General features: G+C 72.1%; 14 protein-coding genes. 6 read left to right on the top strand and 8 right to left on the bottom strand.

Annotated elements, in window-relative coordinates; all coding sequences use genetic code 11:
- On the top strand, window positions 1-901 hold a 901-nt coding region (locus Q9S36_RS50435; protein ID WP_311292259.1), incomplete at its 5' end, for a sugar phosphate nucleotidyltransferase.
- A gap of 43 nt (window positions 902-944) precedes the next feature.
- Here Q9S36_RS50435 and Q9S36_RS50430 read toward each other — a convergent pair.
- From Q9S36_RS50430 to Q9S36_RS50415, 4 genes are read right to left on the bottom strand one after another with little or no spacing between them, the layout of a single operon-like run.
- Window positions 945-2,174, bottom strand: a complete 1,230-nt coding sequence (locus tag Q9S36_RS50430) for a DUF6596 domain-containing protein (RefSeq protein WP_311292258.1) — start codon at window positions 2,172-2,174, stop codon at window positions 945-947.
- A gap of 8 nt (window positions 2,175-2,182) precedes the next feature.
- Entirely contained in the window at window positions 2,183-2,539 is a 357-nt protein-coding gene (locus tag Q9S36_RS50425) for a YciI family protein (RefSeq protein ID WP_311292257.1), read from the bottom strand.
- Window positions 2,536-2,895 carry a YciI family protein gene (locus tag Q9S36_RS50420; protein WP_311292256.1) on the bottom strand — a complete coding sequence of 120 codons (360 nt, stop codon included), beginning with the start codon at window positions 2,893-2,895 and terminating at the stop codon, window positions 2,536-2,538. Before Q9S36_RS50420 ends, Q9S36_RS50425 begins: the two co-directional genes overlap by 4 nt.
- A gap of 11 nt (window positions 2,896-2,906) precedes the next feature.
- On the bottom strand, window positions 2,907-3,257 hold the full coding sequence (locus Q9S36_RS50415) for a YciI family protein (protein ID WP_311292255.1): 351 nt from the start codon (window positions 3,255-3,257) through the stop codon (window positions 2,907-2,909).
- Between the two features lie 133 nt (window positions 3,258-3,390).
- Between Q9S36_RS50415 and pgm the strand changes: the two genes are divergently transcribed.
- Entirely contained in the window at window positions 3,391-5,034 is a 1,644-nt protein-coding gene (gene pgm / locus Q9S36_RS50410; protein WP_311292254.1) for a phosphoglucomutase (alpha-D-glucose-1,6-bisphosphate-dependent), read from the top strand.
- Window positions 5,035-5,049: 15 nt separating this feature from the next.
- Here the strand turns inward: pgm and Q9S36_RS50405 are convergent, their stop codons facing one another.
- The 3 genes from Q9S36_RS50405 to Q9S36_RS50395 all read right to left on the bottom strand — a co-directional run bounded on the left by Q9S36_RS50405 (window position 5,050) and on the right by Q9S36_RS50395 (window position 8,230).
- Complete coding sequence (locus Q9S36_RS50405; RefSeq protein WP_311292253.1) at window positions 5,050-5,364, bottom strand: hypothetical protein; 315 nt, start codon at window positions 5,362-5,364, stop codon at window positions 5,050-5,052.
- A gap of 127 nt (window positions 5,365-5,491) precedes the next feature.
- Entirely contained in the window at window positions 5,492-7,129 is a 1,638-nt protein-coding gene (locus Q9S36_RS50400) for an acyl-CoA dehydrogenase family protein (protein WP_311292252.1), read from the bottom strand.
- A 36-nt stretch (window positions 7,130-7,165) separates the two neighbouring features.
- Window positions 7,166-8,230, bottom strand: coding sequence for a matrixin family metalloprotease (locus tag Q9S36_RS50395; protein ID WP_311292251.1), 1,065 nt, complete (start codon window positions 8,228-8,230; stop codon window positions 7,166-7,168).
- A gap of 85 nt (window positions 8,231-8,315) precedes the next feature.
- On the opposite strand from Q9S36_RS50395, the gene Q9S36_RS50390 reads away from it, so the two are divergent.
- From Q9S36_RS50390 to Q9S36_RS50380, 3 genes are read left to right on the top strand one after another with little or no spacing between them, the layout of a single operon-like run.
- Complete coding sequence (locus Q9S36_RS50390) at window positions 8,316-9,281, top strand: YihY/virulence factor BrkB family protein (protein ID WP_311292250.1); 966 nt, start codon at window positions 8,316-8,318, stop codon at window positions 9,279-9,281.
- A 2-nt stretch (window positions 9,282-9,283) separates the two neighbouring features.
- Window positions 9,284-10,372, top strand: coding sequence for a potassium channel family protein (locus tag Q9S36_RS50385; protein ID WP_311292249.1), 1,089 nt, complete (start codon window positions 9,284-9,286; stop codon window positions 10,370-10,372).
- 1 nt (window position 10,373) lies between these two features.
- Window positions 10,374-10,997: a hypothetical protein gene (locus Q9S36_RS50380; RefSeq protein ID WP_311292248.1), complete on the top strand. Its 624-nt coding sequence runs from the start codon at window positions 10,374-10,376 to the stop codon at window positions 10,995-10,997.
- On the opposite strand, the gene Q9S36_RS50375 is transcribed toward Q9S36_RS50380, so the two are convergent.
- Window positions 10,985-11,929 (bottom strand): hypothetical protein, encoded by a 945-nt coding sequence (locus tag Q9S36_RS50375; protein ID WP_311292247.1) that lies wholly within the window; start codon window positions 11,927-11,929, stop codon window positions 10,985-10,987. The genes Q9S36_RS50380 and Q9S36_RS50375 overlap by 13 nt on opposite strands.
- Window positions 11,930-12,092: 163 nt before the next feature.
- Here Q9S36_RS50375 and Q9S36_RS50370 point away from each other — a divergent pair.
- Window positions 12,093-12,993: CHAP domain-containing protein (locus Q9S36_RS50370; RefSeq protein ID WP_311292246.1), on the top strand; the 901-nt coding region annotated here is incomplete at its 3' end.

Here is a 12,993-nt window from a genome sequence, read left to right as displayed (position 1 = left end):
CGAGAAGCCCGACATCGTCGTCGTGGTCGGCGCCGACCACGTCTACCGGATGGACTTCGCCCAGATGGTCCGCGACCACGTCGAGTCCGGGGCGGGCTGCACGGTCGCCGCGATCCGCCAGCCGATCGGGCTCGCCGACCAGTTCGGCGTGATCGACGTCGACCCGGCCGCCCCGCAGCGGATCCGGGCCTTCCTGGAGAAGCCGAAGGACCCGGTCGGCCTGCCCGACTCGCCTGACGAGGTCCTCGCGAGCATGGGCAACTACGTCTTCGACGCCGACGCGCTGCGCGACGCCGTCACCCGCGACGCCGAGCGCGAGCAGTCCAAGCACGACATGGGCGGCGACATCGTGCCGTGGTTCGTCGACAAGTCGGAGTCGGCGGTCTACGACTACAAGGACAACGAGGTCCCCGGCGCGACCGACCGCGACCGCGGCTACTGGCGCGACGTCGGGACCATGCGCTCGTTCTACGACGCCCACATGGACCTCGTCTCGCCGCTGCCGGTGTTCAACCTCTACAACACCGCCTGGCCGATCTACACCAGCTACGGCCCGCACCCGCCGGCCAAGCTCGTCGAGGGCGCCAGCGGGGCTGGGGTGGCCACCTTCAACTCGATCCTCTCCCCGGGCGTGGTGGTCAGCGGTGGCACCGTCAACAAGTCGGTGCTGTCGCCGGCCGTCTGGGTCAAGGACGGCGCGGAGGTCTCGGACTCGGTGCTGATGGACGGCGTGCGGGTCGGCGAGGGCGCGGTGGTGCGCAACGCGATCATCGACAAGGGCGTGGTCATCCCCCCGGGCGTCCAGATCGGGGTCGACCAGGAGGCCGACCTCGCGCGCGGCTTCGTCGTGGACGACGGCCTCACCGTGCTGGCCAAGCAGCAGCCGGTCCCCGAGGCCTAGCCGACCGAGCGCGCGTCCAGCGCCCCGCGCTGCCCGACGAGGCTCAGCCGAGCTCCTCTCGCTGGCGCTCGAGGAAGTCCCGCTCGACGTCGTTGCGGCACGCGGCGATCGCCTGGTCGTACGCCGCCCGCGCGGCGTCGAGGTCGCCGGCGCGCGAGAGCAGCTCGGCGCGCACCGCGGCCGGGCGGTGGCTGGCCGGGATGTCGATGCCCTCCAGGGCCGCCAGCCCGGCGGCCGTGCCGTGGTGCTCGGCGACCGCGACGGCACGCGCCAGCCGCGCTGACGGCGACGGCGCCACCTGCAGCAGGACGTCGTACAGCCCGACGATGCGGTCCCAGCGGGTGTCGGCGGCCGTCGGCGCGGTGGCGTGCTCGGCCGCGATCCGCGCCTGGACGACGTACGACGCCGCGAGGGGCGAGAGGGGGCCGGCGAGGCTCGGCCGGGCGAGCAGCCGCACCGCCTCGGCCACCTCGTCGTGGTGCCACCGGGCCCGGTCCTGGTCGGCGAGCAGGACGAGCCGGCCGTCCCGGGCCCGCGCGTCGCGGCGGGAGTGCTGCAGCAGCATCAGGGCGAGCAGCGCGACCAGGCTGGGCTCGTCGGGGCGCAGGCCGAGCACGACGCGGACCAGGCGGATCGCCTCGCCCGACGTGCCGGCCCGGAGCAGGTCGGGGCCGGTGCCGGGGGAGTAGCCCGCGGTGAAGGCCAGGTAGGCGGTCTGCGCGACGACGTCGAGGCGCTCGGGCAGGACCTCGGCGTCGGGCACGGCGAACGGGATGCCGGCGCCGACGATGCGTTTCTTGGCCCGGGTGAGGCGGGCGGCCATCGTCGGCTCCGGCACGAGGAACAGCCGCGCGATGTCGGCGGTCGGCACGCCGAGCACCAGCCGGAGGGAGAGCGCGCTCGCCGACTCGGGTGCGAGCGCGGGGTGCGCGCACATCAGCACCAGCCGCAGGACGTCGTCCTCGACCAGGCTGCCGGCGTCGGCCATGGTGCGCGCTCCCTCCTGGTGGTGCTCGGCGTCGGTGCGCAGCAGCGGCTCCTTGCGGCGCGCCACCGCCTCGGTGCGGAGCCGGTCGACCACGCGCCGGCGCGCAGCGGTGAGCAGCCACGCCGCCGGCTTGTCGGGTGCGCCGTCGACCGGCCAGGTGCGGCTGGCCGCCTCGACCGCGTCGCCGAGGGCGTCCTCGACGAGGTCGAGGCGGCGGAACTGCGACAGGAGCAGGGCCACCAGGCGGCCCCACTCCTCCCGCACCACGTCCTCGAGCTGCTGCACGTGGGTCCTCAGGGCGACACGTCGATCGTCGGGTGGATCTGGATGTCGTACGGCGGCAGCAGCCGCAGCAGCTCGACGACGACGTCCAGATCGGGAGCCTCGAGCAGGTAGAACCCGCCCATGCCCTCGATCACCTCGGCGTAGGGCCCGTCGCTCAGGGTCACCGTGCCGCCCGTCGTCCGCATGACGGTGGCGTCGCCCGGACCGGCGAGTGCCTCTCCGGCCAGGAGCTCGACGCCCTCACGCTCGCGGCAGGCGGCGTCGAACTCACCGAACTTCGCCATCGCGGCCGCCTGCTCGGCCTCCGTCTGCTCGGGCCAGGGCTTCTCGGCGCCGTCGCCGACCAGCAGGACGAGGTACTTCACGACGGACGCTCCTCGGGCTCGACGCACCGGCGCACCTCGACGGCGTCGCCGGTCGCGGACAGGACCAGGCAGCAGTCCAGCAGGTCGTCGAGGTCGTCGGACTCCACGACGTAGAACCCGCCGACCTGCTCGCTCGTCTCGGCCCACGGCCCCTCCGTGACCGTGGTGGCGTTCGGGGCGATCGTGCGCGCCCCCGACGCCCGGTGCAGCTCGGCGCCCCCCGTGACGCGGTGGCCGCCCTCGGCGAGCCGGGCGGAGAACTGCTCGTGGGCGGCGTACCCGGCGCGGCGCTCGTCCTCCGACAGGTCCCACCACCGTTCCGCGTCACCCATCAGCAGCACGACGTACTCGGTCATCTCGGTTCCTTTCACTCGGCCAGGCGACGGAGCTCGATGTGCTCACCGCGGCTCGCGAACCGCTCGCAGGCGGACCGCAGCGCCTCACCGTCCTCGGTCTCGACGAGGTAGAAGCCGACGACCTGCTCGGCGGACTCGGTGAACGGCCCGTCCGTCACGAGCGCCCCACCGTTGCCGTCGGGGCGCATGGACGTCGCCTGCGCGGACGGCTCGAGCGGGCTGACCGTGACGAGGGTGTGGCCCTCGGTGGCGAGGTCCTGCTGGAACTGCACGTGGGACCGGTGCCCCTTCTCGTGCTCCTCCGGTGGCAGGTCGGCCCACTCCGCCTCGGGGGCGGGCAGCAGGATCAGGTAACGGCTCATCGCGAGGTGGGCTCCTTCGTGTCGCGGGCCGCGGGGCTGCGGCCTCACCACTCTGACGGACGCACCCGCACCGGATCGACAGGCAGGGTGTGCCTTTCTCGACGGAGGGGGCTCCGGGCACCAAGATGGGGCCATGGCCAACCACGAGAGAGCAGGACAGCCCGCCCGCACCGAGGACCTCGTCGACGTGTCCCACCTCGTCACGGCCTACTTCGACCTCGAGCCCGACCCCGACGACGTCTCGCAGCAGGTCGCGTTCGGCACCAGCGGCCACCGCGGCACCTCGCTGACGACGTCGTTCAACGAGGTGCACATCGCCGCCACGACGCAGGCGATCTGCGACTACCGCAAGGAGCAGGGCTACGACGGACCGCTGTTCATCGGCCGTGACACGCACGCGCTGTCCGAGCCCGCGTGGGCGACGGCGCTGGAGGTGCTCGTCGCCAACGACGTCACCGTGCTGGTCGACGACCGTGACGGCTTCACGCCCACCCCGGCGGTCAGCCACGCGATCCTCCGCGCCAACCAGGGACGTACGACGGGCGCCGGCCTCGCCGACGGCATCGTGGTCACCCCGTCGCACAACCCGCCCCAGGACGGCGGCTTCAAGTACAACCCGCCCCACGGCGGACCGGCCGACTCCGACGCGACCTCCGTCATCGCCGCGCGTGCCAACGAGCTGATCCGCGGCAACATCGCGGGGGTCCGGCGGGTGTCGTTCGCCAAGGCCCGCGCCGCGGTCGGCAGCTACGACTTCCTGGGCACCTACGTCGACGACCTGCCGCAGGTGCTCGACCTCGACGCCATCCGCGACGCCGGCGTCCGCATCGGTGCCGATCCTCTCGGGGGCGCGAGCGTGGCCTACTGGGGCGAGATCGCCGAGCGCCACCGCCTGGACCTGTCGGTCGTCAACCCGCTCGTCGACCCGACCTGGCGCTTCATGACGCTCGACTGGGACGGCAAGATCCGGATGGACTGCTCCTCGCCCTACGCGATGGCCTCCCTCGTGGGCCGCAAGGACGAGTACGCCATCGCCACCGGCAACGACGCCGACGCCGACCGGCACGGCATCGTCACGCCCGACGCCGGCCTGATGAACCCCAACCACTTCCTCGCCGTCGCCATCGCCCACCTGTTCGGCGGCACCCGCCCCGGCTGGTCCGACGGCACCCGGATCGGCAAGACCCTGGTCTCGAGCTCGATGATCGACCGGGTCGCCGCGTCGATCGGCAAGCCGCTGGTCGAGGTGCCCGTCGGCTTCAAGTGGTTCGTCCCGGGGCTGATGGACGGCTCGTTCGGGTTCGGCGGCGAGGAGTCCGCGGGCGCCTCGTTCCTGCGTCGCGACGGCTCGACGTGGACCACCGACAAGGACGGCCTCCTGCTCGCCCTGCTCGCCAGCGAGATCCTCGGCGCGACGGGCAAGACCCCGAGCGAGCACTACGCCGAGCTGGTGGCGCAGCACGGCGACCCGGCCTACGCACGCATCGACGCCCCGGCGGATCGCGAGCAGAAGGCCAAGCTCGCCGCCCTGTCGCCCGACGACGTGCAGGCGACGTCGCTGGCGGGGGAGCCGATCACCGGCAAGCTCACGGAGGCGCCCGGCAACGGCGCCAGGATCGGCGGGCTCAAGGTCACCACCGAGTCGGCGTGGTTCGCGGCGCGCCCCAGCGGCACCGAGGACGTCTACAAGATCTACGCCGAGTCCTTCCGCGGCCCCGACCACCTCGCGGAGGTGCAGGCCGAGGCGCGCGAGGTCGTCGGCAGCGCGCTGGGCTGAGCCGCCCCGAGGGAGTCAGCCCCCGACGGGGCCGGCCTCGATGGGCTGCCGGGCGGCGCCCCAGTGGGCGCGGGCCTCGCCGTCCTGCTCCTGGGGCGCGGCGTCCTCGCCGTCGATCGCGGCACGGGAGAAGCTGACGGCGACGATCGAGTCGAGTCGCACCAGCACCTGGTGGCCGTTGCCGTCGTCGAGGATCACGCCGAGTCCGTCGGCGCCGACGATGACGCCGTCGAGCCACGTGCCCGACACGAGCACGCGCACCGGGGCGGCCGCGTCCTGGGCATGGCGCAGCAGCGTGCCGACCGTGAACAGCGTGCTTCCCTGAGCCATGGGCCCTCCTCGTAGAGCTGGTCCAGACCATACGTCTCGCGGAGGGCGCTCCGTGGCCCGTTCGGGATTCCCTGACTGATCGGCGCCCGGACATGGCCCATCCGGGCCATGGGCCGCGGGTGCCGCCTCAGGCGGTCGGCGTCGCGCGGTCGACCACCGACCGCAGCCCGCCGCTGGTCAGCATCCCGAAGGTGCCGCCGTACGACGTCCCGAACCGGCTGCCGCAGAAGGCGTCGGCGACCTCGGCGGGCGCGAAGCGCACCAGGAGGGAGCCCTGCAGGCACGCCGCCATCTGCCCGGCCAGCCGCCGGGCCCCCGCCTCGAGGCCGGAGGAGTCGCCCAGCAGCGCGAGGGTGTCGTCGACGGCCCGGTCGAGGCGGGCGTCACCGCCGCGGGCCGCGCCCACCTCGGTTATCCACGCCTGGAGCACCTCCGGCTCGCGGCCCAGCGCCCGCAGCACGTCGAGGGCGTTGACGTTGCCCGACCCCTCCCAGATGGAGTTGAGGGGCGACTCGCGGAACATGAGCGGCAGCCCGGAGTCCTCGACGTAGCCGTTGCCGCCCAGGCACTCCAGTGCCTCGGCCACCATCGCCGGGGTGCGCTTGCACACCCAGAACTTGGCCAGGGGCAGCGCGATGCGCCGCAGCGCGGCCTCGTGCGGGTCGCCGGCCCGGTCGACGGCGGCGGCCAGCCGCATCGCCAGCGCGGTCGCCGCCTCGGACTCCACGGCGAGGTCGGCGACGACGTTCTGCATGAGCGGCTTGTCGACGAGCAGGCCGCCGAAGGCCGAGCGGTGCGCGATGTGCCAGGACGCCTCGGCGAGAGCGTGCCGCATGAGCGCGGCCGAGCCGAGCACGCAGTCGAGCCGGGTCGCGGCGACCATCTCGATGATGGTGCGCACCCCTCGCCCCTCGTCGCCGAGCCGCTGGGCGAGGGTGCCGTCGAGCTCGAGCTCGCTGGAGGCGTTGGACCGGTTGCCGAGCTTGTCCTTGAGCCGCACCACGTCGATGCGGTTGCGGGTGCTGTCGGGGAGCACGCGCGGCACCACGAAGCAGGTGACGCCGCCCTCGGTCTGCCCGAGCACGAGGAAGACGTCGTTCATGGGCGCGGAGGTGAACCACTTGTGGCCGTTCAGGGTGTACCAGCCGTGCTCCGCCGTGGCGACGGCGCGCGTCCGGTTGGCGCGGACGTCCGAGCCGCCCTGCTTCTCGGTCATGCCCATGCCGGCGAGGGCGCCGGTCTTCTCCGACCGCGGCCGGACGCCCGGGTCGTAGGAGCGCGCCGCCAGCAGAGGGGTCCACTCCTTGGCGATGGCGTCGTCTGCCCGCAGCGCGGGGACGGCGGCGTACGTCATCGAGATGGGGCAGCCGTGTCCCGGCTCGGTCTGCGACCAGGCGAAGAAGCCGGCCGCGCGGCGCAGGTGGGCGTCGGCACGGTCCGACTCCCACGGCGCTGCCTGGAGGCCGTGGCCGACCGCGCGCTCCATCAACCAGTGCCACGACGGGTGGAACTCGACCTCGTCGATCCGGTTGCCCCAGCGGTCGTACGTCGTCAGCTCGGGGTGGTGGCGGTTGGCGAGCCGACCGTGCTCGCGGGCCTCCGCGGTGCCGGCTTCGGCGCCCAGCGGGACGAGGTCGTCGACGAGGTCGGGCGACCCGTGCCGGGCCAGCGCCTCGGTGAGGGCGAGGTCGGAGGTGACCACGTTGTGCCCCACGAGGGGCGGCGCCTGGTTGGTGGTGCAGCGGAGGTCGTGCTGGTCGTCCATGGCGCCACCGTAGGGGGTCGGACCCCGCCGGGTCCGTCAGTCGAGCGTCGTGGCGAACGGCACGACCCGCTCGAGGCTCGTCCTGCCGCGGAAGCGCACCGGCCGGGTGCACCCCGCCTGCAGGCCGAGCTTGCTGAAGCCCTCGAGGTCACCGGCCTGGTAGACGAGGGGCAGCGAGTAGAGCTCGACGCCGGGCGTCATGTACTGGTCGGGAGCCGAGACGTGGCCCAGTCCCATCACGTGCCCCATCTCGTGGAGGGTGAGCTGCTGGAACTCGGTGGCGTTCATCGTCGCGGTGTCGGTGAGGTCGTAGATCACGCCGCCGTCCAGCGCCTCCCAGATCGCCTTGCCGCGCGCGTCGCGGGCGCGGCGGGTGCGGTCGTAGCCGCCGCGGGCCGCCGTGGTGGGGCCGAGGTCGAGCTTGGTCTCGGCGTCGGTGGTCCAGCCGAAGATGATGTCGGGGTCGCTGCGCTTCCACCGCCGGTCGAGCGGGTTCGAGGCGGTCTCGCCCTTGAACCTGAAGCGCACCCCGGTCGCCTGCGAGACGAGCGCCATCGTGTTGTGGATGCCGGTCGACACGGTGCCAGCGTCGGGCGTGGCACGGGAGGTGTTGATGCCGTAGGTCAGGGTGCGGCACGGGTTCCAGCGGTCGCGCGAGCGGCCGAGCGTCTCCCACGAGTCCGGGGAGCCCAGCGGGGTGTAGGCCGGCACGACGCTGAGCCGGTGGGCCCGCGAGGTGCTGCCGCGGTGCTTGCGGGTCGGCTTCACCCGGGTGCGGAGCTTGGTGGAGTAGAACCAGGTCGTCGGCACGGTGAACGCGTAGGCGCCGTCCTTGGCGGAGCGGCCCTTGTCGACCGTGCGCCACCCGGACGCGATCTTCTGCTCGAGGACGACGCGCCGCTTCTGCTTGCCCTTGTCCTTCACCCACCCCGACAGGGTCACGATCCCGCCCGGGTTGGCGGCCGTGGTGCTCAGCGTCGCCGAGACCTTCGTCTTGCGCCCGCCGGCCTCGGCCGGGGCGGCGAGCAGCGAGACGGTCACGGTGCTCGCGGCGAGCATCGCGACGGCGGCCAGGACGGGTGTACGGGAGGGTCGGCGCATGGAGTGACGCTACCCACGCAGGTGCGCGGGAAACCCCCGGCGGGGATTCGCGTCGACCGGCTCGTCAGTCGCTAGCGTGGCGATCATGGTCGAGGCGCGTGAGGCACACCCTGCCCGGCGCCGGGTCGAGGCTCTCGCGCGCCGCTGGCGCGGCCACCTGTGGCGCATCATCGTGACCACGGTCGGGTCGTGCCTGCGGCACCGGGTGACCGGCCTCGCCGCCGAGGCCGCGTTCTTCGCGGTGCTGTCGGTGCCGCCCCTGGTCTTCGCGCTCGCGGGCGCGATCGGCTTCGTGAGCGAGCGGTTCACCGCCACCCAGATCGAGGACATCAGCAACGCGGTGCTCGAGGTCTCGCGGCAGGCGCTGACCGACCGGGCGGTCAACCGGATCATCGAGCCGACCATCAACGAGGTGCTCAACGGTGGGCGCTACGACGTGATCTCGATCGGCTTCATCCTGGCGCTCTGGTCCGGCTCGAGAGCCCTGAATGTCTTCGTGGACACGATCACGATCATGCACGGCCTCGGCGGGCACCGGGGGATCGTGCAGACGCGGGCGCTGTCCTTCGTGCTCTACGTCCTGGCGATGGTCACCGGCGCCGTGAGCCTGCCGCTCGTGGTGGCCGGACCGACCCTGGTGGACCGGGTGCTCCCCGAACGGCTCGACCTGCTCAACAACCTCTACTGGCCGGTGGTGCTGGCGATCTGCATCTGCTTCCTCGCCACGCTCTACCACGTGTCGGTCCCGGTCCGGACGAACTGGAGCTTCAACCTGCCCGGGGCGGCGTTCGCGCTGTTCTGCTGGATCGCGGGGTCGTACGTCCTGCGGTGGGTGCTGACGGTGACGGCCGCCGAGTCCCGGTCGATCTACGGGCCCCTCGCCGCCCCCATCGCCGTGCTCCTGTGGCTCTACCTGCTCGCCCTCGCGGTGCTCATCGGGGCTGCGGTCAACGCCGCCTTCGACACCGTCTTCCCGCAGAAGAACACGACGCGCGCGCGGTTGGAGCTGGTGCAGCGCCTGCGCGACCGGATCACCGTGCGAGACTCCTGACCGTGTCGACGTCGAGCCACCAGCCCACCGTGGGCCGGGTGTCGCTGCCCGAGCAGATCAGGTCTCCTTGGTGGGAGCTGGGCCGTCGTGTCCTGCTGGCCCTGGCGATCCTCGTGGGCACCGTCCTGCTCGTCTACTTCGACCGCGAGGGTTACCGCGACGGCAACGACCCGAACAACGAGATCAGCCTGCTCGACGCGTTCTACTACACGACCGTCACGCTCAGCACGACCGGCTACGGCGACATCGCCCCGGTGTCGCCTCAGGCCCGCCTGGTCAACGCCCTGGTCATCACACCGGCCCGCATCGCGTTCCTGGTGCTGCTGATCGGCACCACCCTGGAGGTCCTCGCCTCCCAGGGACGCGAGATGTTCCGGGTCTCCCGGTGGAGGAAGAAGATGAACCAGCACGTCGTCGTCGTCGGCTACGGCACCAAGGGCCGCAGCGCGATCGAGACCCTCCTCAACAACGGGTACGTCCGTGACGCGATCGTCGTCGTCGACCCCAGCCCGGTGGCGGTCGCCGACGGCAACCGCGACCAGCTCGTGGTCATCGCCGGCGACGCCACGCGCCGCGGGGTGCTGCGCCAGGCCGGTGTCGAGAAGGCGACCCACGTCATCATCACCACCGACCGCGACGACTCCAACGTGCTCGTGACCCTCACGGTGCGCCAGCTCAACCCCGACGCGTGGATCGTGGCCGCGGTGCGCGAGCACGAGAACGTGCCGCTCATGCGGCAGTCCGGCGCCAACTCGGTCATCACCTCCTCCGACGCCGTCGGGCGCCTGCTCGGGCTCTCCTCGATGTCACCGGAGCTCGGCTCGGTGATGGAGGACCTGATGACCTACGGCGAGGGCCTCGAGGTCGCCGAGCGCGACCTCCTGGTCAGCGAGGTCGGCAAGCAGCCGCAGTCGCTGCCGGACCAGGTGATCGCCGTCGTGCGCGACGAGAAGGTCTACCGCTACTTCGACCCGATCGTGTCGCTGCTCGCGCGCGGCGACCGGCTCATCGTCATCCGCCCCGCCAAGGAGCTGCCGTGGGCGCCGCGCCCGGGCACGCACGGCGAGGACCTCGCCGAGGACGACGACTGACGTGATCGCGTCGCACGCCCACCGGTTCGTCTTCATCAAGACCCGCAAGACCGCCGGCACCAGCCTCGAGATCGCGCTCTCCCGGCACTGCGGCCCCGACGACATCGTCACCCGGATCAGTCCCGAGGACGAGCAGCTGCGGGCGGCTGCCGGGGGAGTGGGGCCGCAGAACGACGACACCGACCCCAGCTCGTACGCCCACATGGGCGCGCGCCGGGTGATCCAGGTGATCGGCCGCGAGACCTGGGACGCCTACTTCACCTTCGCCGTCGAGCGGAACCCCTTCGACGTGGTGGCGTCGTCGTACCGCTACAGCGCCCGCAAGCCGACGTTCACCAAGACCTTCGCCGAGTTCGTCCGGACCCCGCGCCGGCTCGACCGGCTCGCCCTCAACGAGCGGCTCTACCGTCTCGGGGGCCGGGTCGTGGTCGACCGTGTCTACCGCTACGAAGACCTCCCGGCGGCGGTCGCCGACGTCTCCGACCGGCTGGGCATCGCTCTCGACCTCCCGCACGCCAAGCAGGGGAGCGGTCCCCACTACCGCGAGCTCTACGGCCCGGGGGACGCCGAGATCGTCGCCGAGCGGTTCGCCCGGACGATCCGCGAGTTCGGCTACGAGTTCTGAGGCACGGCCCCGACCGCCGGCTGGGCCCGCGGAGCAGCCGCCTGCGCGGCCGAGCGCGTCCACTCGTGGCGGGTGGCGGCGACCCAGAACACGAGGAAGAGCACGATCTCCCAGATCTCGGTCACGATGACCGCGTAGTCGACGCCCCGCCAGATCGCCAGCCCGCCGACCGCGATGCCGGCCCACATCAGCACGGTCACGGTCCTGAAGAGGGCAGGTGGCGCACCCACGTCGGACGGCACGACCGCATCCTTGTGCAGCCTGCCGAAGGCGTTGGTGGCGGCGACGAACGACAGGTTCAGGATCAGCAGCGCCGCGGCGACGAAGTGGGCGATCGTGTAGATCGTGCCTCCGTTGACCTCCTCCACCCCGACGACCATGGCGACCACGAAGCCGAGGAGCACCACCTCGGCCGCGCACGAGACGACGATGGCCGCGTTGGCCAGCGTGCTCTGGGCGCGCCAGTCGAACCGCTTCCAGAGCAACAAGGCGTCGACGACGACGAAGAGCAGCACGACGGCCAGGAAGACCCCGACGGCGATCTGGAGGTTCTCCTGGAGCTGGGCGCTGCTCACGGGGAGGTCCACGCCCTCGCGCTCCGCCTTGCGGGCGTCGGCCAGCAGCTTCGGGAAGGAGTTCGGCACCAGCGCGACGAAGAACGCGTTGAGGCCCGCGAAGTTGAGCGCGTAGTCCTCGAGGTTCGAGCGTCCCTTGTAGGCGACCATGCAGATGCCGCAGGCCATCAGCCCGCCGACGAAGACGTCCCGCATCGGTCCGCCGTAGTAGTCGCTGATCGAGTCCAGCAGCTCGCCCCGCCAGATCCACACGACGGCGATGCTGGCCAGGAGCCACACCGCGGGCACCACCATGATGATCTGGACGTAGCGGTAGGTGCCCCGTGCCCGCGCGTCCACGTCCCCCGTGAGCGTCATGGACCCACGCTAGGAGCGCGCCCCGGCCCCGTCATCCACCAATTGCGGGGCGTTCACGCCGGGTGACCTCGCTCACGGTGGGGCGTGGCCGGAACGAATTACACGATTGATCTTCTCTCGTAGGCGTGGCGGCCTTGACATTTCCCTCATACGCTCGCTCATCGTGCCCCACAAGTCCCATCCGTCACACCCGCCCCACGCGGCCCGGACGACCGCTCTGCGCGCCGTCGTCGGCCATGCCGTGCGTACGACGCAGCTGCTGGCTGGTGCGCTCCTGCTGGTCATGCTCGTCATGCCGAGCACCGCGGGGCGGCTCAGCCTGGCGTCGTCGACGTACCTCTGCTCGGGCTACCAGGGGTGCGCCGCCGCGGGATACAGCGACGCGGGCTACCGGCAGGCGTCCTCCACGATGTACTGGCGGATGTACGCCGGGCACAACTGCACCAACTACGTCGCCTACCGGCTGATCCAGAACGGCATGCCGAACACCCGGCCGTGGAGCGGCAGCGGCAACGCCTCGAACTGGGGCGTGGCGATGGCCTCCATCACCGACCAGACTCCGCAAGTCGGCTCCATCGCCTGGTACAAGCCCCACGTCACGCCGGCCGGCTCGTCCGGGCACGTCGCCTACGTCGAGCGGGTCATCTCCGACACCGAGATCATCGTCTCCGAGGACTACTGGGGCGGCGACTTCTACTGGCGCCACATCACCAAGTCGGGCGGCGGGTGGCCGAGCGGCTTCATCCACTTCAACGACCGCGTCGTCGAGCCGACGGCGCCCCCGACGGTCTCCGGCGAGCCCAAGGTCGGCGCGCCCCTCGAGGTCGCCGTCGGTGCCTGGACGCCGACCCCGTCGAGCGTCACCGTGCAGTGGCTGGCCGACGGTGCGGCCATCCCCGGTGCCACCGGTGCGGGCTACGTGCCGACCCCCGACGTCAAGGGCAAGACGCTGACCGCCCAGGTCACGGCGCAGCTGGACGGCTACACGCCGGGCGAGGCCGCGGTGGCCACCTCGCCCGTCGCGCCGGGAGCGTTCCAACCGTCCGCGCAACCTTCCATCCAGG

It is taken from the genome of Microbacterium sp. ARD31 (assembly GCF_031844425.1).
This window is presented reverse-complemented; position numbering and strand designations above follow the sequence as displayed.